The organism is Streptomyces purpurascens (assembly GCF_045040895.1).
Taxonomy (GTDB): domain Bacteria; phylum Actinomycetota; class Actinomycetes; order Streptomycetales; family Streptomycetaceae; genus Streptomyces; species Streptomyces purpurascens.
The window spans coordinates 1,827,043-1,847,266 of record NZ_CP108341.1; the positions used below are offsets into that span (position 1 = coordinate 1,827,043).

General features: G+C 72.4%; 16 protein-coding genes. 5 read left to right on the top strand and 11 right to left on the bottom strand.

The features are described 5' to 3' along the window. Positions 1-57 precede the first annotated feature (57 nt). Together mycP and OHU35_RS08350 are read right to left on the bottom strand one after the other, a co-directional pair. On the bottom strand, positions 58-1,260 hold the full coding sequence (mycP, locus tag OHU35_RS08345) for a type VII secretion-associated serine protease mycosin (protein ID WP_189726545.1): 1,203 nt from the start codon (positions 1,258-1,260) through the stop codon (positions 58-60). Then, positions 1,257-2,963, bottom strand: a complete 1,707-nt coding sequence (locus tag OHU35_RS08350) for a hypothetical protein (protein WP_405505100.1) — start codon at positions 2,961-2,963, stop codon at positions 1,257-1,259. Before OHU35_RS08350 ends, mycP begins: the two co-directional genes overlap by 4 nt. Positions 2,964-3,646: 683 nt before the next feature. Between OHU35_RS08350 and OHU35_RS08355 the strand changes: the two genes are divergently transcribed. Further along, positions 3,647-4,849, top strand: coding sequence for an amino acid deaminase/aldolase (locus tag OHU35_RS08355; RefSeq protein WP_189726546.1), 1,203 nt, complete (start codon positions 3,647-3,649; stop codon positions 4,847-4,849). Between the two features lie 20 nt (positions 4,850-4,869). Here OHU35_RS08355 and OHU35_RS08360 read toward each other — a convergent pair whose 3' ends face one another. Genes OHU35_RS08360 through OHU35_RS08375 form a run of 4 tightly spaced genes read right to left on the bottom strand, consistent with a single transcriptional unit; the run spans position 4,870 to position 9,336 of the window. Then, positions 4,870-5,778 (bottom strand): DUF2510 domain-containing protein, encoded by a 909-nt coding sequence (locus tag OHU35_RS08360; protein ID WP_359896756.1) that lies wholly within the window; start codon positions 5,776-5,778, stop codon positions 4,870-4,872. 29 nt (positions 5,779-5,807) lie between these two features. Next, on the bottom strand, positions 5,808-6,593 hold the full coding sequence (locus OHU35_RS08365; protein WP_189726548.1) for a 3-oxoacyl-ACP reductase: 786 nt from the start codon (positions 6,591-6,593) through the stop codon (positions 5,808-5,810). Next, positions 6,590-7,963, bottom strand: coding sequence for an aldehyde dehydrogenase family protein (locus OHU35_RS08370; protein ID WP_405505101.1), 1,374 nt, complete (start codon positions 7,961-7,963; stop codon positions 6,590-6,592). The genes OHU35_RS08365 and OHU35_RS08370 overlap by 4 nt, the downstream gene beginning before the upstream one ends. A gap of 8 nt (positions 7,964-7,971) precedes the next feature. Continuing rightward, positions 7,972-9,336, bottom strand: a complete 1,365-nt coding sequence (locus OHU35_RS08375) for a glutamine synthetase family protein (RefSeq protein WP_189726550.1) — start codon at positions 9,334-9,336, stop codon at positions 7,972-7,974. A gap of 84 nt (positions 9,337-9,420) precedes the next feature. Between OHU35_RS08375 and OHU35_RS08380 the strand changes: the two genes are divergently transcribed. The 3 genes from OHU35_RS08380 (at position 9,421) to OHU35_RS08390 (ending at position 12,476) form a co-directional block, all read left to right on the top strand. Further along, positions 9,421-10,155 (top strand): FadR/GntR family transcriptional regulator, encoded by a 735-nt coding sequence (locus OHU35_RS08380; RefSeq protein ID WP_405505102.1) that lies wholly within the window; start codon positions 9,421-9,423, stop codon positions 10,153-10,155. 152 nt (positions 10,156-10,307) lie between these two features. Continuing rightward, entirely contained in the window at positions 10,308-11,753 is a 1,446-nt protein-coding gene (gene eat / locus OHU35_RS08385) for an ethanolamine permease (RefSeq protein ID WP_189726552.1), read from the top strand. A 45-nt stretch (positions 11,754-11,798) separates the two neighbouring features. Beyond that, positions 11,799-12,476, top strand: coding sequence for a gamma-glutamyl-gamma-aminobutyrate hydrolase family protein (locus OHU35_RS08390; protein WP_189726692.1), 678 nt, complete (start codon positions 11,799-11,801; stop codon positions 12,474-12,476). Positions 12,477-12,811: 335 nt separating this feature from the next. On the opposite strand, the gene OHU35_RS08395 is transcribed toward OHU35_RS08390, so the two are convergent. Then, positions 12,812-13,747: a LysR family transcriptional regulator gene (locus OHU35_RS08395; protein ID WP_189726553.1), complete on the bottom strand. Its 936-nt coding sequence runs from the start codon at positions 13,745-13,747 to the stop codon at positions 12,812-12,814. Between the two features lie 71 nt (positions 13,748-13,818). Between OHU35_RS08395 and OHU35_RS08400 the strand changes: the two genes are divergently transcribed. Then, positions 13,819-14,955 carry a TDT family transporter gene (locus tag OHU35_RS08400; RefSeq protein WP_405505103.1) on the top strand — a complete coding sequence of 379 codons (1,137 nt, stop codon included), beginning with the start codon at positions 13,819-13,821 and terminating at the stop codon, positions 14,953-14,955. Here OHU35_RS08400 and OHU35_RS08405 read toward each other — a convergent pair. From OHU35_RS08405 to OHU35_RS08420, 4 genes are all read right to left on the bottom strand, one after another. Then, entirely contained in the window at positions 14,882-15,601 is a 720-nt protein-coding gene (locus OHU35_RS08405) for a helical backbone metal receptor (protein WP_405505104.1), read from the bottom strand. The two genes, OHU35_RS08400 and OHU35_RS08405, sit on opposite strands and share 74 nt — an antisense overlap. Continuing rightward, positions 15,598-16,167, bottom strand: coding sequence for a helix-turn-helix domain-containing protein (locus tag OHU35_RS08410; protein ID WP_189726556.1), 570 nt, complete (start codon positions 16,165-16,167; stop codon positions 15,598-15,600). Before OHU35_RS08410 ends, OHU35_RS08405 begins: the two co-directional genes overlap by 4 nt. Positions 16,168-16,522: 355 nt before the next feature. Beyond that, positions 16,523-19,138, bottom strand: coding sequence for an ABC transporter permease/substrate binding protein (locus OHU35_RS08415; RefSeq protein ID WP_359896661.1), 2,616 nt, complete (start codon positions 19,136-19,138; stop codon positions 16,523-16,525). Beyond that, positions 19,131-20,222 (bottom strand): glycine betaine/L-proline ABC transporter ATP-binding protein, encoded by a 1,092-nt coding sequence (locus OHU35_RS08420; RefSeq protein ID WP_405505105.1) that lies wholly within the window; start codon positions 20,220-20,222, stop codon positions 19,131-19,133. Before OHU35_RS08420 ends, OHU35_RS08415 begins: the two co-directional genes overlap by 8 nt. Positions 20,223-20,224 lie beyond the last annotated feature (2 nt).

The window sequence follows — 20,224 nt, forward strand, 5'->3', positions numbered from 1 at the left end:
TCATCGACCCTATCGGCCGGGTGCCGCCGCTTCGGCAGCGGTTCTGGTGGGCGGCGGCTAGAACTCGTCGCGGTTCGTACGGCGGCCGCGCCACAGGACCACGGCCGCCACCAGCAGGACGGCGCCGGCGCTGCCGGCGAGGGGGGCGGCCCAGTCGGCGGTGTCGTCGCCGGAGGCGGCGGCGTCCGGGCCGTTGCCGAAGTACTTCTCACCGTGCGCCGCGGAGCGCAGGCCCTCCGGCTTGAGCCCGTCGGCGGCCTTGATGGCGGCGGCCGGGTCGATGAAGCCGAAGCCCCGGGAGTCGTCGCGGCCCCCGACGGGGGCGTTGCGGGCGGTGTCCTCGAGGAGCGACTTGATCTGGGCCGGGGTCAGGTCCGGGTGGGCGGCCTTGACCAGGGCGGCGGCGCCGGAGACGAAGGCGGCGGCGGCACTGGTGCCCCAGCCCTCGTAGTACTTGTGGTCGGGATCGGCGATGACGACGTCGACGCCGGGGGCGCTGACGGTGGCGTACCAGCGGCGGGTGGAGAAGGAGGCGCGGGTTCCGGAGCGGTCGACGGCGGTGGCGGCGATGACGCCCGGATAGGCGGCCGGGTAGGAGATGTGGTCGCCCTTCTCACCGCCGTTGCCCGAGGAGGCGACGACGACCACGCCCTTCTTCAGGGCGTACTGGATGGCCGAGTCCTCGGTGGGTTCGGGGTGCGCGGAGGCGGAGTCGTCGCCCAGGGAGAGGTTGATGACGTCGGCGCCGTGGTCGGCGGCCCAGCGGATGCCCTCGGCGAGGGCGTTGCCGCGGGTGCTGCGGGCCTTGGCGCGGGAGGGGTCGCCGTCCTCCAGGATCACGCGGACGGGGAGGATCTTCGCCTCGGGGGCGATGCCGAGGACGCCGTCGGCGTTGCCCGGGCCGTGTCCGTGGCCGGCGATGATGCCGGCCATGGCGGTGCCGTGCCGGGCCCAGGGGCGGTCGCCCGGCTCGGCTCCGAAGCCGACCAGGTCCTTGCCGGTGAGGACGTTGCCGATCAGGTCGGGGTGGTCGGCCTCGACGCCGGTGTCCAGGACGGCGACGGTGACGCCGTCGCCCTTCGTGGTCTGCCAGGCCTCCTGGGTGTGCATGGCCTCCAGGGCCCACTGCTGGGCGCGGATGCTGTCGGCGTGGGCGGCGGGGGCGGGGAGGAGGACGAGACCCGCGGCGAGCAGGACGCCGAGGGCTCCGGCCCGACGGGTCGCGGCGGCGCGACCGGCCGGGCGGCTTGCGGCTTTCACGACGGCTGCTCCGTGGCCGAGCGGACGTTCTTGCGGAGGCCGCGTTCGACGCGGTCGGCGATGCCCTTCGCCTCGTTGCCGAGGCCGGCCTGGGCCGGGGCGGTGGTGGCGTTCGGCTCCATGGCGTCCTCGGCGGGCTGCGGGTCGTCGACGGTGCGGCCGTCGGCCCAGCCGGAGACGGCGTAGACGACGACCGGGGCCTCGGTGAGCACGGAGACGGTCCAGGAGGCGCGCTGCCCCTTGCCGAAGCGGGCGGCGGGGGTGTCCTGGGCGGCGTACGGCAGGGGCATCAGGTCGCTGCGGCGGTCCAGGCGCTCCTTGCGGAAACGGTTCGCGAGGGAGGTCATGCCCGGGGCGTCGGCCGTGGTGAAGAGCAGGCCGACGGTGGTCACGTAGCTCTGGGTGGCGTCGGTGTAGGTGGCCCGCAGGAGCCGCTCGCAGCCGACGGGGGCGAGGGCCTTGCGCAGCAGGGGGTCGAAGGCGTCCTTGCAGCCGCTGTCCGGGGCGACGGCGATCCGGGTCCAGGTGCGGTCGGCCCCTCCGGGGCCGGCGCCCTGGCCCTGCACGGTGGGCGGGAACAGCTGGTCGACGGGGACGCTGTGCCAGAGGCTTCCGGCCGTGGCGAAGGTGCTGCGGGAGCCCTCCTCCCCGGAGTCCCCGACCAGCCAGCTGCCGGTGGCCGCACCCGAGATGAGTCCCAGCCCGAGCACGAGACAGGCGGCGGCCGCGGCGGCCTGCGATGCGCCGCGTCGGCCGAGCGGACGGGGCCGGGCGTCGCCGTCGTACACCTCGGGCTCCCCGAACGACACGACGGGCCGCGCGCCGGTGGGTGTCCCGCCGGGAGTCAGCGGGGCGCTCCAGGAGAAGGCCGGGTCGGGAGAGACACGGGAGGCGGGCGCGGAGTCCGGGGGCGGAGGGACCGAGGTGGCAGGGCGGGGTCGCTGGGTGGGTGCGGGCGGCATGCGCGTCCCGGGGCCGGCGTCAGGACCGGTGCCGGTTCCGGCGCCGGCGAGCAGGCCCGTACCGGCCTGCGGCTCACGCGTGGGGCGCGGCGGGGTGCCGGGGCGTACGGGATCGGGACGGCCGACGGTTTCAGCGGTCTCGGCGGGTGACGGGTCCGCGGGGATCGGCCGCAGGCGTCGGGTCGTCTCCGCCGCGTTCTCGGCGGGGGCGCCGGTACGGCGCGGCGTGGGGAGCGGCCCGGGCCGGCCGGAGGAACCCGGAAGGTGACGCGGTCGCGGAGGGGTGTCGGGCGGGGTGGAGGTCCTGTTCGACTCGGGCCGGGTCTCGGGGCGGACGCCGGGCGGCGTGTCCGGGAAGCGGGCGGAGGCGAGCGGCGGGGGCGGTGTCGTGGACTCGGTGCGCTCGGGCGCGGTGGCGCCGAGGCTCGGGAAGCGAGGGCGCCCGTTCGAGCCACCGCCGGAGCCGGAGGACGCCGGCCCGGCCGTACCGCCGCCCCGAGCGGCCGTTCCGGGACCGGTGCCGCTCCCTGCCGACGAGCCACCCGCGCCGGCCGTGCCGCCGCCCTGAGCCGCCCTTCCGGGACCGACCCCTGCCGGTGAGCCACCCGCGCGGATACGCCCACGGGACGTGGCCCGGTCCTCGGCGGCGGAGCCCGTCGAGGCCGCCTCACGCGCCGAGGAGGGCCCCTGCGCATCGGTCGTCAGGCCACCGACACCGAAGAATCCACGCCCGTCCGACACACCCCGCGCTCCGGCAACGGCAGACCCGGGCTGCGCGGTGTCCCGCGCCGGGGACGGCCGCAGCGGCCCCGCCGCCAAGCCACCGGCACCGGAGCGCCCACGCCCGTCCGTCTCCGCGGGAGCCGACGCACGCGGCCCCGACGCACCGCCACCCGGCGACACACGCCCGGTGGCGGGCTCGGGCTGGCCGGTGTTCCGTGCCGGGGACGGCCTCAGTGAACCCGTCGTCGAGCTCTCGCCCCACGTCGTACCCGGCCGGCCGGTGTCAGAAGACTCGCGACCGTCCGCGCCCGCCGGGGCGTCGTCCGTAGTCGTGTCGGACGGTTCGGCTGCCGTGTTCTCCGGGGGGTGTGGGGGACGCGGTGGGCTGCTGGGGCGTGGGGGGAAGGAGGCACGCCGCGCTTCCGTGCTCATGCACCCCCCGTTTCCTCGTGCCCGGGCCGCTGCGTTCTGCGCGGGCCGGTGGCGTCCTGCCCGAGGCCCGGCACGGAATCGTCCCGGGCACACATACCCGTACGGACGGAGCGTCATCCCGGCGCGGATTCCCGGCCGGCCCGTTCCGCCGTACGTGCGCGTCACTCTACGGCTTGTTCCTGCACGAACGGGAACCAGTCCACGACCCCGGGGCATCTGCCCGGAACGTCCCCCTACCCTGCGGTAATCCAGTCTGGCAGGCTGCGTTCATGACTGCGCGCGCCGCCGACCGGGCCCGTTACGACCGGGCCACAGCCCATCTCGACGCCCCTCTCGCGATCGTGGACCTGGAGGCCTTCGACGCCAACGCCGCCGATCTGGTCCGCCGCGCCGGGGGCAAGCCCGTCCGGGTCGCCAGCAAGTCCGTGCGGTGCCGGGCGCTGCTGGAACGCGTCCTGGCCCGGGACGGTTTCGCCGGGATCATGTCCTTCACGCTCGCCGAGTCGCTGTGGCTGGCCCGCTCGGGGTTCGAGGACGTGCTGCTCGCCTACCCGTCGGCCGACCGTGCCGCCTACGCCGAGCTCGCCGGTGATCCCAAGCTCGCCGCCGCCGTCACCGTCATGGTCGACGATGTCGCCCAGCTCGATCTGATCGACGCCTCGCGGGGCGGCGGGCGTGAAGTGGTGCGGGTGTGCCTGGAGTTGGACACGTCCCTGAGGCTGCTCGGCGGGCGCGTGCGCGTCGGGGCCCGGCGTTCGCCGCTGCACTCCCCCGCGCAGGTCGCGGACGTGGCCCGGGCGGTGGCCCGGCGGCCGGGCTTCGAGGTCGTGGGGATCATGGCGTACGAGGGACACGTCGCCGGTGTCGGAGACGCGGTGGCGGGGCGTCCGCTGCGGTCCCGTGCCGTACGGCTGATGCAGGCCGCCGCCAAGCGTGAACTCGCCGAGCGGCGTGCGGAGGTGGTGCGCGCGGTGCGTGCCGTCGTGCCGGGTCTGGAGTTCGTCAACGGCGGCGGCACCGGCTCGGTGCAGCACACGGCGGCGGAGGACTCGGTGACCGAGATCGCCGCCGGGTCGGGGCTGTACCTGCCGCGGCTGTTCGACAACTACACGTCGTTCAGCGGCCGTCCGGCGGCCCTGTTCGCCCAGCCGGTCGTAAGGCGGCCAGGAGTGGGCGTGGTGACCGTGCTCGGTGGCGGGTATCCCGCTTCCGGGGCCGCCGGGGCCGACCGGTCGCCCGTGCCGTACCTGCCCGAGGGGCTGCGCTACGACCCGCAGGAGGGGGCCGGTGAGGTGCAGACGCCGCTGCTCGGCTCGCCCGCCGACGATCTGCTGATCGGTGACAAGGTCTGGTTCCGGCACGCGAAGGCCGGTGAGCTGTGCGAGCGGTTCGACCAGCTGCGGCTGATCGAGGGCGACGCGGTGACGGCGACCGTGCCGACCTACCGCGGCGAGGGGCACACGTTCCTGTAGCCCGTCAGCCGGTCGGCCGTTCAGTCCGAGGGGCCGATGCTGCTGCCGACACCGCCGCCCGTGTCCGCGTCGCCGACCGGGCGGATGCCCTTGGTGACACGGTCCATGTCGGCGAGCGGCGGTCCGTCCTCGCCCGCGTCGAAGACGTACCGGACGAGGACCGGTGACTCGGTGCCGACGCTGGAGGGGAAGACGAGCGACTGGACGTAGCCGCCCGGTCCCTTGGCGGTGTGGACGCGCCAGCGCACGAAGTACCCGGCGCGGCCCGCCACCGCGACCGGCCCGGACTTGACCACCTCGTGGGACTCCATGCCCCCGTAGGGCTTGCGGCCGATCCGGTCGCGGTCGTAGGCCTCTTCGGCCGCCTCGGAGATGTCCGCCTTGGCGAGAACCTCGGGGGATTTCTCGTCGTTCGCTGTGACCGTGCGGGAGACGACGAGGCCGTGGCGGCAGACAGTGCCGTCGCCGGGGCAGTCGTACGTGCCGTCCGTCGTCATGACGACGTCGTCCTCGGCGACGTGCTGCGGGCGGACCCAGCCGTCGAGCAGCGGGAAGGTGACGCCGTTGAGCTGGTCCTCGACGACGGCGGGGTCGTCGGCGGACGGCTCGGAGGTGGACGTCTCGGGAGTCGGCTCCGAAGGTTCCGACGCCGTGGGGCCGGGGGCTGTCGGAACCGTCCTCGTCTCCGCGCCGCTGTCGTCGCCCCTGGTGAGGACCAGGGATCCGGTGACGATCGCCGCGACCAGGACCGCCCCGGCGGCGACGAGGGCGACCGCCTTCGCGCGCCCGGCGCCGCCGCCCGGGGGCGGGGGCACCGGGCCGGCGGTGGCCCCGGGCGTACGGCGGTGCTCGGTCCAGGCCGTGCCGTCCCACCAGCGTTCCAGATGGGGGCCGTGCGGGTCGGGGTACCAGCCGGGCGGAGGCGTCATGCTCATCCCGGCACTCTAGAGCCAGGGGCCTACAGGGGGGTGACGTACGCCCCCGCGATCCCGCCGTCGACGAGGAAGTCGGTGGCGTTCACGAAGGAGGAGTCGTCGCTGGCCAGGAAGGCGACGGCGGCGGCGATCTCCTCGGCCTCGGCGAACCGGCCCAGCGGGATGTGCACCAGGCGGCGCGCGGCGCGCTCCGGGTCCTTGGCGAACAGCTCCTGCAGCAGCGGGGTGTTGACCGGGCCGGGGCACAGGGCGTTCACGCGGATGCCCTCGCGGGCGAACTGGACGCCCAGTTCGCGGGACATGGCGAGGACGCCGCCCTTGGAGGCCGTGTACGAGATCTGGCTGGTGGCGGCGCCCATCCTGGCCACGAAGGACGCCGTGTTGATGATCGAGCCCCTGCCCTGGCGCCGCATGTACGGGATGGCGGCCTTGCAGCACAGGTAGACGGAGGTGAGGTTGACCTCCTGGACGCGCTTCCAGGCCTCCAGGCCGGTCTCCAGGATGGAGTCGTCGTCGGGCGGGGAGATGCCGGCGTTGTTGAAGGCGATGTCGACGCTGCCGTAGGTGTCGTAGGCCGTCTTGAAGAGGGCCTCGACCTGCTCGGGGTCGGTCACGTCGACGTTCACGAAGGTGCCGCCGACCTCCTCGGCGGCCGCCTTGCCGCGGGCCTCGTCGACGTCGCCGCAGACGACGTGGGCGCCCTCGGAGGCGAGGCGGCGGACGGCGGCGAGGCCGATGCCGCTGCCGGCTCCGGTGACGACGGCGGTGCGGCCGACCAGGCGGCGGCAGATGTTTTCCTGGGCAGTCACTGTGCGGGGCCCTCCGTGCTGATGAAGACGTTCTTGGTTTCGGTGAAGGCGGCCAGGGCCTCGGGGCCGAGCTCGCGGCCGACGCCCGACTGCTTGTAGCCGCCGAACGGGGTCCAGTAGCGGACGCTGGCGTGGGAGTTGACGGACAGGTTGCCGGCGCGGACGGCCTGGGAGACGCGCAGGGCGCGGCCGACGTCCCGGGTCCAGATGGAGCCGGAGAGGCCGTAGGGGGTGTCGTTGGCCAGGCGGATGGCGTCCGCCTCGTCGGTGAACGGCAGCAGGACGGCCACGGGGCCGAAGATCTCCTCGCAGGCCGCCGCCGAGTCGGGCCGCTCGCCGGTGAGCACGGTCGGCGGGAACCAGAAGCCGGGCCCCTCGGGTGCGCTGCCGCGCAGGGCCGGGGCGTCCTCGGGTACGTATCCCCGGACGCGGTCGAGCTGCTGCCGGGAGATCAACGGGCCCATCTGCGTCTTCTCGTCGGCCGGGTCGCCCACCACCACGGCGGCCAGGGCCTCGGCGAGCAGTTCGCGGACCTCGTCGTAGACCGTCTCCTGGACCAGGACGCGGGTGCGGGCGCAGCAGTCCTGGCCGGAGTTGTCCAGGAAGGAGAAGGGGTCGACGGCGGTCTTGAGGTCGGCGTCGGCGAAGACGATGTTGGGGCTCTTGCCGCCGAGTTCGAGGGTGACCGGTTTGACCTGCTCGGCGCCGAGCGCGGCGACGCGCGTCCCGGTGCGGGTGGAGCCGGTGAAGACGATCTTGGCGACGCCGGGGTGCCGTACCAGTGCGTCGCCCGTGACGGCGCCTTGCCCCGGCAGGACCTGGAAGAGGTGCTCCGGGAGCCCGGCCTCCAGGGCGAGTTCGGCGAGGCGCAGGGCAGTCAGCGGGGTGGTCTCGGCGGGCTTGAGGATGACCGCGTTGCCGGCCGCGAGGGCGGGGGCGGTGCCCCAGGCGGCGATCGGCATGGGGAAGTTCCAGGGCGCGATCACGCCGACGACGCCGAGCGGTTCGAGGATCGTGACGTTCAGGCCGCCGGGCACCGGGATCTGCCGGCCGGTGAGCCGCTCCACTCCCCCGGCCGCGTAGTCCAGCAGGTCACGGACGTTGCCGGCCTCCCAGCGGGCGTTGCCGATGAGGTGGCCGGCCTCGCGGACCTCCAGCCGGGCCAGTTCCTCCAGGTGCTCGTCGACGGTGGCCGCGAAGCGGCGCAGCAGCCGGGCGCGGTCGCCGGGGGCCATGGCGGCCCAGATCCGCTGTGCCCTGGCGGCGTGGGTGACGGCCGCGTCGACGTCGGCCGGGCTCGCCCCGGCGATGGCGGCGACGACCTCCTCGGTCGCGGGGTTCAGTACTTCCAGAAGGTGCTCGGAAGACAAGAGGGGCCTCACATGCGTTCGAAGGAGCGGCGCAGCTCCCAGTCGGTCACCGCGGCGTCGAAGGCGTCCAGTTCGACCCGCGCCATGTTGCGGTAGTGCGCGACGACCTCGTCCCCGAAGGCGGCCTTGGCGACGGTGCTGTTCTCCCAGAGCTCGGCGGCCTCGCGCAGGGTGGTGGGGACGTGGGCGAAGTCGGCGGTGTAGGCGTTGCCGGGGCAGGGCTCGGGCAGCTCCAGCTTCTGCTCGATGCCGTGCAGCCCGGCAGCCACGAGTCCGGCGACGGCGAGGTAGGGGTTGACGTCGCCGCCGGGCAGCCGGTTCTCGAAGCGCAGTGAGCGGCCGTGGCCGACCACGCGCAGCGCGCAGGTGCGGTTGTCGTGGCCCCAGGCGACGGCGGTCGGGGCGAAGGAGCCCGGCTGGAACCGCTTGTAGGAGTTGATGTTGGGGGCGTAGAGCAGGGAGAAGTCGCGGAGGGCGGCGAGCTGGCCGGCGAGGAAGTGCCGCATGACGTCCGACATGCCGCCCTCGCCGTCCCCGGCCATGGCGTTGCCGCCGTCCGCGTCCGCGAGCGAGAGGTGGATGTGGCAGGAGTTGCCCTCGCGCTCGTTGTACTTGGCCATGAAGGTGATCGACATGCCCTCCTGGGCGGCGATCTCCTTGGCGCCGGTCTTGTAGACGGAGTGCTGGTCACAGGTGACCAGGGCCTCGTCGTAGCGGAAGGCGATCTCGTGCTGGCCGGGGTTGCACTCGCCCTTGGCGGACTCGACGGTGAGGCCGGCCGCCGCCATCTCGTTGCGGATGCGGCGCAGCAGGGGCTCGATGCGGCCGGTGCCGAGGACGGAGTAGTCGATGTTGTACTGGTTGGCCGGGGTCAGGCCTCGGTAGTTCGCGTCCCACGCCTGTTCGTAGCTGTCCTTGAAGACGATGAACTCCAGCTCGGTGCCGACCTGGGCGGTGTAGCCGAGCTCGGCCAGGCGCTCCAGCTGACGGCGCAGTATCTGGCGGGGCGCGGCGACCACCGGGGAGCCGTCGCTCCAGGCGAGGTCGGCGTGGAGCATGGCCGTGCCCTCGTTCCAGGGGACGCGGCGCAGGGTGCTCAGGTCCGGGTGCATCGCGAAGTCGCCGTAGCCGCGGTCCCAGGAGGACATCGCGTAGCCGTCGACGGTGTTCATCTCGGTGTCGACGGCGAGCAGGTAGTTGCAGCCCTCGGTGCCGTGCTGGAGCACCTCGTCGAGGAAGAAGCGGGCGGCGAACCGCTTGCCCTGGAGCCGCCCTTGCATGTCGGGGAAGGCCAGGACGACAGTGTCGATCTCACCGCCCGCGACGAGGGCGTGCAGCTCCTCGACGCTCAGCGGGGGTGTGCGGTCTGCCACGGGAAGGCCTCCTAGGCTCCTTGGATCCGCCGGGAGCCATAAGGTATTGCGGAGAACCATTGCTTGGGAAGGGGGTACGGCCACATGCCGGAGGAACCTGGGGGCGAGGTGCGGGACGGGCTGACACCGGTGCTGCGGCCGGTGCGCGCGGGCAACGGCTTCGAGGAGGCGCTGGAGCAGATCCTCCAGGTCGTACGGCTGGGCCTGGTGCCGGGGGGCGAGCGGCTGCCGGCCGAGCGGGAGCTGGCGGAGCGGCTGGGGATCAGCCGGGTGACGCTGCGCGAGGTGCTGAAGGTGCTCCAGGACCAGGGTCTGGTCGAGTCTCGGCGCGGCCGGTACGGCGGGACGTTCGTACGGCCGCGCACGGACGCCGGCGGCGAGGACGAGCTGCGGCGCCGGGTCGCCGAGGTCGACATAGAGGACCTCCTGCGCTTCCGGGAGGTGCTGGAGGTGGGCGCCGCGGGGCTGTGCGCGGCACACGGACTGGACGCGAAGCAGGCCGGACAGCTCCGTGAGGCCCTGGACCGCACGCACGACGCCCCGCTCGCCGAGTACCGCCGCCTGGACACACTGCTGCACCTCACGCTCGCCGAGCTGTCCGGCTCCCCCACCCTGACGGCCCAGTACGCGGCCGTGCGCGCGAGCGTCAACGACCTGCTCGACTGCATCCCGCTCCTGGTGCGCAACCTGGAGCACTCCCAGCGGCAGCACGCCGCCCTGGTGGAGGCCGTGATCGAGGGCGACGCCGAGGAGGCACGGGAGATCATGCGCGAGCACTGCGGGGGTACGGCGGCGCTGCTGCGGGGGTTCCTCGGCTGAGCCGCGCGGCGTCTTGGCGCGGTGAGGATTTACGGGCGATTAACGCACGGGTATTGCCTTCCCCTGGTCCGCACCGCAAAGGTATGGCTCCATTCCATTGAGCGTAGCCCGCTCGACCTCGTGAATCGCCGCCGCCCTCGGGGAGTCTGCCCATGTCCCAGGAATCCACCAGCACACCAGCCGCCCCGGAGGGAGACGACTATCTGGAACGCAGGGCACTGCGCCGCGGCAGCGCCGGCTGGGTGCTGCTGACCGGCCTCGGCGTCGCCTACGTCGTCTCCGGCGACTACTCGGGCTGGAACTTCGGCCTGGCCGAGGGCGGCTTCGGGGGCCTGGCGATCGCCATGGTGCTCATGGGCGCGATGTACGCCTGCATGGTCTTCGCCCTGGCCGAGCTGTCCTCGATCCTGCCGACGGCGGGCGGCGGCTACGGCTTCGCCCGGCGGGCGCTGGGCCCCTGGGGCGGCTTTCTGACCGGTACGGCGATCCTCATCGAGTACGTCCTCGCGCCCGCCGCGATCGTCATCTTCATCGGGGACTACGTCGAGTCGCTGGGCCTGTTCGGCCTGGAGTCCGGCTGGCCGATGTACCTGGTCTGCTTCGCGATCTTCCTCGGCATCCATCTGTGGGGCGTGGGCGAGGCGCTGCGGTTCAGCTTCGTCGTCACGGGCATCGCGGTCGCCGCCCTGATCGTGTTCGCGCTGGCGGCACTGCCCGACTTCTCCTTCGCGTCGCTGGACGACATCCCGGTCGACGCCTCCGCCGCGGGAGCCGGCTCCTGGCTGCCGTTCGGTCTGCTCGGCATCTGGGCGGCGTTCCCGTTCGGCATGTGGTTCTTCCTGGGCGTCGAGGGGGTGCCGCTGGCCGCCGAGGAGACCAGGGATCCGGCCCGTACGCTGCCGAAGGCGATCCGCTGGTCCATGGGCATCCTGGTGGTGCTGGCCGTGGTCACGTTCTTCGCGGCGGCGGGCGCACGCGGTTCCGCGGCGATCCAGGAGGCGGGCAACCCGCTGGTCGAGGCGCTGCAGCCGGGCGGCAAGGCGACGACATTGAGCCGGATCGTGAACTACGCGGGCCTGGCCGGCCTGGTGGCCTCGTTCTTCTCCCTGATCTACGCCGGCTCGCGCCAGCTCTTCGCCCTGTCCCGCGCGGGATACCTGCCCCGCTTCCTGTCTCTCACCAGCCGCCGCAAGGCGCCGTACCTGGGCCTGCTGGTGCCCGGCACGATCGGCTTCCTGCTGGCGGCGCTGTCGGGCAACGGCGCCCGCATGCTGAACATCGCCGTCTTCGGCGCGACCATCTCCTACGCGCTGATGTCCCTGTCGCACATCGTGCTGCGCCGCCGCGAGCCGGAACTGCCACGGCCGTACCGCACGCCGGGCGGGGTGGTGACCTCCTCGGTCGCCCTGGTGCTGGCCTGTGCGGCGCTGGTGGCCACGTTCCTGGTGGATGTGACCGCGGCGGTCATCGCGCTCGTGGTGTACGTCGTCGCCGTCGGGTACTTCGGCCTGTACAGCAGGAAGCGGCTGGTGGCGAAGGCACCGGAGGAGGAGTTCGCGGCGCTGGCGGCGGCCGAGGCAGAGTTGTCACGGGACTGAGGTGGACCGGGGCGTCGAGATGAGGGAGTTTCTGTGTCCAGGCCGTTGATCGGGGTCAGCACCTATCTCGAGTCCGGTGCGCGCTGGGGCGTGTGGGAGCTGGAGGCGGCGCTGCTGCCGGCCGGTTACCCGCGGCTGGTGCGGCGGGCGGGCGGACTGGCCGCGATGCTTCCGCCGGACGACCCGCTGCACGCGGCCGATGTCGTGGCCCGGCTGGACGGGCTGGTCATCGCGGGCGGGCCGGATGTCGAGCCGGTCCGCTACGGCGCGGAGCGCGAGCCGCGGACCGGGCCGCCGGCGCGGGAGCGGGACGCGTGGGAGCTGGCCCTGATCGACGCGGCGCTGGCGGCGGGGGTGCCGTTGCTGGGTATCTGCCGGGGCATGCAGCTGCTGAACGTGGCCCTCGGCGGGACGCTCGTCCAGCACATCGACGGGCACGCGGAGCAGGTGGGCGTCTTCGGCGGCCACACCGTCAAGCCGGTGCCGGGGAGCCTGTACGGCGGTGTCGTGCCGGAGGAGGCGTTCGTACCGACGTATCACCACCAGGCCGTGGACCGGCTGGGCGAGGGACTGGTCCCGTCGGCGTACGCGGCGGACGGGACGATCGAGGCGCTGGAGCTGCCGAGCCGCCCGGGGTGGGTGCTGGGTGTGCAGTGGCACCCGGAGATGGGGGATGACGTGCGGGTGATGCGGGCGTTGGTGGAAGCGGCAACACCGAACTGACCCCGGTACGCGCACGGCCCACCAGGGGGCTCCGCCCCCTGGACCCCCGTCCTATGCCCACCCACCACCCGAATCGGTCAGCCAAGAAGCCGAGCTCGCCCCCTCCCCAGCCCATCCGACGCCCACGGACGAGACCACTCAGGGCCCAACCCCTATCCAGCCCGTCCGGCGTTTGAGAACGAGACCGCTCAGACCGAAGCCGTCGACCAAGGGGCAAGCCCAGCCCCCATCCAGCCCGTCCGGCGTTTGAGGACGAGGCCGTTCAGGCCGATCGGGGGTCCAGGGGGCGGAGCCCCCTGGGGATGGGACGGGTAGGGGCGGCGGGGGCGAGAAAACTATCCCCTCGTCAGCGACAGCAGATCGCGGGCCGGACCGGTAGGCCGATGCCCCGTAGGCCACACCGCCCGCAGATCCCGCGCCAGCGCCACCCCCTCCACCGGCACACTCACCAGCCGCCGCATCGCCAACTCCTCCCCCACCGCCAGTTCGCTCAGCACCGACGGCCCCGCCCCGCTCACCGCCGCCGCCTTGACCGCCGTCGTGGAGGACAACTCGATCAGCGGCCGGGCCAGTCCCCCGAGCGCCGCGTCCAGGACCTGCCGCGTACCCGAACCCTTCTCACGCAGGATCAGCGGCGTCGACGCCAACTCCCCCGCCGCCAGAGGCCGTCGACGGCGGGCCCAAGGATGGCCGGGGGCCGTGACCACTATCAGCCGGTCGTGGGCGATGACCACCGAGTCCAGCCCTGTCGGAACCGACAAGCCCTCCACGAAACCCAGATCCGCCTCGTCCGACAGCAGACGTTCCGCCACCACCGTCGAGTTTCCGGCGTGCAGGGACACCGCCGTGTCGGGCCGCTGGGCGCGCAGCGCGAGCAGCCAGCCCGGCAGCAGGTACTCGGCGATCGTCATGCTCGCCGCCACCCGCAAGCGCGAGTCACGGCGGTCGCGCAACGCCTGCGCCCCCACGTCGAACGCCTCCGCCGCCTCGACGATCCGCCGCGCCCAGTCCGTCACCAGCGCACCGGCGTCCGTCAGCCGGGACCCGCGGGGCGAACGGTCGACCAGCGCCACGCCGAGCTGCCGCTCCATCGACCGGATCCGGCTGCTCGCCGCGGGCTGGGTGATGCCGAGTTCCCGCGCGGCCCCGCCGAGGCTGCCGAGCCGCGCCACCGCCAACAGCAGCTCCAGCGCGCCGAGATCCGGCACCCGGTGCCCCAGGGACCCGGCTCCGGCGGTCGGTACGCCACCCTGCTCATCCGTCCTGCTCATAAACCCAGCTTATGTCGCCATAGAGGCATACTCCCTGGTGGTACAGCTCCGGATCACCGACCGTGAGAGTCATGGTCACCGCAGCCCAGCCCCTCGCGTACCCCGTGTCGGTCCGTCATCTCGGGCCGAACTGGTACGCCACCGTCATGGGCACCGCCGTCGTCGCCACCGCCGGAGCCGCCCTCCCATCGCACCTTCCCGGGCTGCGCCCTGTGCTCGCCGGTGTCTGGGCCCTCGCGTTCGTCCTGCTCCTGACCCTGCTCGGGGCCCGGGCCGTGCACTGGGTCCACCACCGGGACCAGGCCCGCGCCCATCTCCTCGACCCGGCGACGGCCCCCTTCTACGGCTGTCTCGCCATGGCTCTGCTCGCCGTGGGCGGCGGTGCCCTCACGGTGGGCCGGGACGTGATCGGCGTACGGGCGGCCGTCGCGCTCGACGCCGTGCTGTTCAGCGCCGGTACGGCTCTCGGGCTGGCCGCCGCCGTCACCGTGCCGTATCTGATGGCCGTACGGCACCGGGTCGAGCCGGGACAGGCCACCCCCGTCTGGCTGCTGCCGCTGGTCGCGCCCATGGTGTCGGCCGCCGTCGGGCCGCTGCTGGTTCCTCATCTGCCTCCGGGGCAGCCCCGGGAGACGCTGCTTCTGGTCTGCTTCGCGCTGTTCGGACTCAGTCTGCTCGCCACGCTCGTCATGCTGCCGTTGGTCTTCGGACGGCTGATCACCGGCGGGCCGCTGCCCCTCGCCCTCACCCCGACGCTGTTCCTGGTGCTGGGGCCGCTCGGGCAGTCGACGACCGCCGTAGGAGCGTTCGCGGACATCGCCCCCGGAGTCGTACCGGCGCCGTACAGCCAGGGCTTCGGTGTGCTCGCCGTGCTCTACGGCGTGCCCGTGATGGGGTTCGCGCTGCTGTGGTTCTGCCTCGCCACCGTCCATGTGCTGCGCGCCCGGCGGCACGGGATGCGGTTCGCGATGACGTGGTGGTCGTTCACCTTCCCGGTCGGCACCTGTGTGACGGGCGCCGAGGCCCTGGGCCGGCACACCGGGCTCGTGGCCTACGCAGGGCCGGCGGTCCTCCTGTACGCGGTGCTGGTCGTCGCGTGGGGCACCGCCGCCGCGGGCACCGTACGCGGGCTGCTCAGGGGCGAGCTGCTCGCAGGGCCCGGTCCAGCACCCGTGGCGCCTCGGCCAGCGACGGCCCGTACCAGGTGAGGTGCCGTCCGCTGACGAGCGCGCAGGGCAGGCCGGGGAAGGCCTCGGGGCCGTCGTCGGCGGTGAAGCGGTAGGGCTCGTCCGGGAGGATCACCACGTCCGGCGCCGCGGCGCGCAACTCCTCCAGCGGGATGCGGGGGTAGCGGTCGGGGTGCGCCGCGTGCACGTGGTCGACGCCGAGGCAGGCCAGGACGTCGCCCGCGAAGGTGTCGCGGCCCAGGACCATCCACGGGCGGCGCCAGATCGGCACGACCGCCGTCAGGCGGGTCACCGGCGGCCCCAGGGAGGACCAGGCGTGCTGCGCCTCGTCCAGCCAGCGCGGGCGCCCCGCCACCCCGCAGGCGTCCAGGACCCGGGCCAGTTCCCGGAAGGCCCCCGGCACATCGCGGATCTCGGTCACCAGGACCTCGACGCCCGCCGCGCGCAGGGCCGCGAGGTCGGGCTCGCGGTTCTCCTCCTCGTTGGCGATCACCAGGTCGGGGGCGAGGGCGACGATCCGGTCGGGCTTGGGGTTCTTCGTGCCGCCGACGCGTACGACGTCCAGGCCGGGCGGATGGGTGCACCAGTCGGTGGCGCCGACCAGGGCGCCGGGCGCGGACCGGGCCAGGGCCTCGGTCAGTGAGGGGACCAGCGAGACGACCCTCACCGGCGTGGCCGGTCCCGGACCGCCTCGATGTGCTCCGCCACGGCGACGACGATCACGCGGGTGTCCGACTCCGTGGCTCGCCAGCGGTGCCGTACGCCGCCGGTGAGGTACAGCGTGTCGCCGCGGCCGAGCCGGTAGGCGCGGCCTTCCGCCTCGATCTCCACCGCGCCGTCGGCGACGTACATCAACTGGTCGTTGCGGTACTGGAATTCACGGCCCGCGTCATGGTCGCCGATGAACTCGGAGGCGTGCATCTGGTGGTGGCCGCGCACCAGGGACCGGGTCCGGGGCTGGGGCAGCGGCTCGGCACCCTCGGCGCGGACGACGTCCACGCTGCACGCCGGGTCGGCCGCGGCGAGGAGCTCCACGGCGGTGGTGCGCAGGGCGTCGGCGACCTTCTCCAGGGAGCTTCGGCTGGGGCGCGCCCGGTCGTTCTCGATCTGGCTCAGGAACGGGACCGACAGGCCGCTGCGCTCGGCCACGGCGGCGAGGGTGAGATCCAGCGCGCGGCGCCGGCGGCGCACGGCCGCGCCCACCCGAAGGGACTGCTCTTTGTGGTCGCCCATCGCTCCGGCTCCCTCCTTCGCCCGTCGATGCCGGTCCCCGTGCACCGGTGTCCGGCGCACTGCTTCTGTTGAGTTGTCTGCACCCTACGCATGTTCGGCAAACCGTTTCATGCGCCCGTCACATCGACGTCATACAGGGCGGTGCGCGACCTCACAGTTCGCGCCAGGGGATCCGCCGCTCTCGGGGCAGCGTACGGATTTCCTCCTACGGGAGGAACAGGGCGGGAGGCGGGAGAAGCAGGGCGGGAGGTGAGGCTCAGGGGGTGGCGTCGCGCTCTGTGGTTGTCCGGATCCCGCTCGTGGATACGGGTGCGGGGCGGGACGCGTCGTGTCGCGTCCCGCCCCGCATCCGGTCTCACTGCGGCGTCATGCGCTCCACCATGTCGGGGTGCTCCTTCAGCCACGCGGCGACGGCCTCTTCCTCATGGCCCTGACCGCGGTTCTTGATCTCGCTCTCCAGGGTGCCGAGCTCGTCCTCGGTCATCTTGAAGTTCTTGATCCACTTCGTGAGCTGCGGGTACTCCTCGGGGAACTTCTCGTTGGAGATGGTGCGGATCGTGTTGCCCTCGCCGAAGGCCTTCTTGGGGTCCTTCAGCTTGGTCAGCTCGTAGTCGCTGTACGCCCAGTGCGGCGACCAGAGCGTGACGGCGATCGGCTCCTTCTTGGCGTAGGCGCGCTTCAGCTCGGCCAGCATGGCCGGGGTGGAGCCGTCGACGACCTCGTACTCCTTGTCCAGGCCGTAGGCGGGCAGGACCTTGTTCTTCGCCAGGTCCATCTCGCCGGTGCCCGGCTCGATGCCGATGATCTTCCCCTTGAAGGTGCCGGACTTGCCCTTGAGGTCCTCCAGGGAGTCGACGCCCTTCACGTAGGACGGTACGGCGATCTCCAGGGAGGTCGGTTCGTACCAGGTGCCGAGGTCCCTGAGCCGGTCCTTGTTCTTGTCCCAGTAGTTCTTCTGGGCGTAGGGCAGCCAGGCGTCGAAGTTGAGGTCGAGATCACCCGAGGCCAGGCCCGTGTAGACGGGGCCGACGTCCATCTGCTTCAGGTTCAGCTTGTAGCCGCGCCGTTCGAGGACGTTCTTCCACAGGTAGGTGACGGCGATGTCCTCGTCCCAGGGGAACCACGCCACGTCCAGGGGCTGCCCGGCCTCGGCGGGTGTGCTGCCGGCGGCGTTCTTCACCGGGGCCATCTTGTCGACGAAGCCGGGGTTCTGCTTCAGCCAGGCACGGACGGCCTCCTGCTGGTTGCCCTTGCCGGCCTTGTTGATCTCGGCTTCGAGGCCGGTGAGCTCCTTCTCGCTCATCTTGAAGTTCTTCAGCCACTCGGCGACCGTCGGGTCGTCGTTCGCGAAGCCCTTGCGGGACAGCGTGTGCACGCCGTCGCCCTCGCCCCAGGCGCCCTTGGGGTCCTTGAGCTTCTTGAGGTCGTAGTCGTTGTACGCCCAGTGCGGCGACCAGAGGGTGGTGACGATCGGCTTCTTCTGGGCGTAGGCGCGCTTCAGCTCGGCCAGCATCGCGGGCGTGGAGCTGTCGACGACCTCGTACTCCTTGTCGAGGCCGTACTCCTTGAGGACCTTGCTCTTCAGCAGGGCCATCTCGCCGGCGCTGGACTCGATGCCGGTGATCTTGCCGCCGAACTCGGAGGCCTTGCCCTTGAGGTCCTCCAGGGAGTCGATGCCCTTCATGTAGGAGGGCACGGTGAGCTCCAGGGACGTCTTGTCGTACCAGGCGCCGAGGTCGTCGAGCTGCTTGCCGTACTTCTTCCAGTACTGGGCGTGGGTGGTGGGCAGCCAGGCGTCCGTCTGGAAGTCGATGTCGCCCTGGGCGAGGGAGGTGTACAGCGGGCCCGCGTCGAACTGCTTGGCCTCGACCTCGTAGCCGCGCTGCTCCAGGGCCTCCTTCCACAGGAAGGTGGAGGCGACGCCCTCGTCCCAGGGGATGTAGCCGATGCTGATCTTCTTGCCCTGGCCGACGTTCTTCCCGTCGGCCGCGGCCGTGGTGCCGGTGCTGCCGCCGAACATCCCCAAGCCGCCCGCGGCGAGCGCGAGGACGACGACGCCGATCACGGCGACGACCGGGCGGGGGCGGTAGGACCAGATCTTCAGCCCCTGGGCGGCGCGCAGCTTGGCGGCGGCGCGGCGGCCGAGCGGGGAGACCTGGGTGCCCAGCGCGCTGGTCATGCGGTCCAGGTAGATCGCGAGGATCACGATGGCCACACCGGCCTCGGAGCCCAGGCCCACGTTGAGCTGGCCGATGGCCTCGTTGACGTCGCCGCCGAGGCCGCCGGTGCCGACCATGCCGGCGATCGCGGCCATGGACAGGCCGAGCATGATGACCTGGTTGACGCCGGCCATGACGGTGGGCAGAGCGAGCGGGAGCTGGACGCGCAGCAGGGTGTTGCGGGGCGTGGTGCCGAACGCGTCGGCGGCCTCGACCAGTTCCTTGTCGACCTGCCGGATGCCCAGCTCGGTCATGCGCACGCCCGGTGCGAGCGCGAAGATCAGCGTGGCGACGATGCCGGCGGGGGCGCCGGTGCCGAAGAACAGGATGGCCGGGATGAGGTAGATCATCGCGGGCAGCGTCTGCATGAAGTCCAGGACGGGCCGGACCAGACCGCTGACGCGGTCCGAGCGGGCCGCCCAGATGCCGACGGGTATGGAGATCACGAGCGCGATGACGGTCGCCACGAGGACGAGCGCCAGGGTGATCATCGCGTTCTCCCACAGTTCGAGGGAGTCGATGAACGCGAATCCGGCGAACGTGAGGACACCGGCGAGCGTGCCGCGCAGCCAGAAGGCGATGACGGCGAAGATGCCCGCGAGGAGCAGTGGTTCGGGGGCCTGGAGGACGGCGTTGATGCCGTCGTAGAGGCCGAGGAAGACGGTCTTGCAGAAGTCGAACAGCCACGCCATGTGGGTGGTGAGCCAGTCGACCCCGTCGTTGACCCAGCTGCCGAGCTCGATCCTAGGCACGGGCCGTCACCTTCTCTCCGCCCTTGTCCTGCGGGGAGTCGCAGGGCTGCGGGGTGGCGTCCTGCTCGTCGCCGAGGAAGCCGATCAGGCGCTGCCGGGGGACGACGCCGATCTGCTTGTTGTCCTGGTCCACGACCGAGACGGGGTGGGAGAGCCGGGCGCTGATCGCGCACAGTTCCGTGAACGGGGTGTCGGCCGTGGCGGTCCGGCAGTGGCAGCCGGGGTCGTCGGCGGTGACCGAGGGGTCCATGATCTCGCCCGCGGTCAGCACGCGGGAGCGGTCGACGTCCTGGGTGAAGGAGGCGACGTAGTCGTTCTCCGGCCGCAGCAGGATGTCCTGGGCGGTACCGATCTGGACGATCTCGCCGTCGCGCATGACGGCGATGCGGTCGCCCAGGCGCATGGCCTCGTTGAGGTCGTGGGTGATGAAGACGATCGTCTTCTTCAGCTTCTGCTGGAGCTCCAGCAGCTGGTCCTGCATGTCGCGGCGGATCAGCGGGTCCAGGGCGCTGAAGGACTCGTCCATCAGCAGCAGGTCGGCGTCGGTGGCGAGCGCGCGGGCGAGACCGACGCGCTGCTGCATGCCGCCGGACAGCTCGTCGGGCCAGGACTTCTCCCAGCCGGCCAGGCCGCACAGGGCGAGCGCCTCGTCGGCGCGGCGTACGCGCTCGGCGCGGGGCACGCCCTGCACTTCAAGACCGTAGGCGGCGTTCTCGCGCACGCTGCGGTGCGGGAAGAGCGCGAAGTGCTGGAACACCATGCTGATCTTCCGGGAGCGGACCTTGCGCAGCTCGCGGTCGCTGAGTGTGGTCAGGTCCTGGCCGTCGAAGCGGACATGCCCGGAGGTCGGCTCGAGCAGGCCGTTCAGCATGCGCAGCAGGGTGGACTTGCCGGATCCGGACAGACCCATGACGACGAAGATCTGGCCGGGCTCCACGGTGAAGGACGCGTCGATCACGGCGGCGGTCGTGCCCTCGGCGCGCAGTTCCTCCCGGTCGGCTCCGTCGCGGAGCCGCTCGACCGCTCGGTCCGGTCTTCTGCCGAACACTTTGTACAGGCTCTCTGCCTCAAGGGTCGCTGACACGT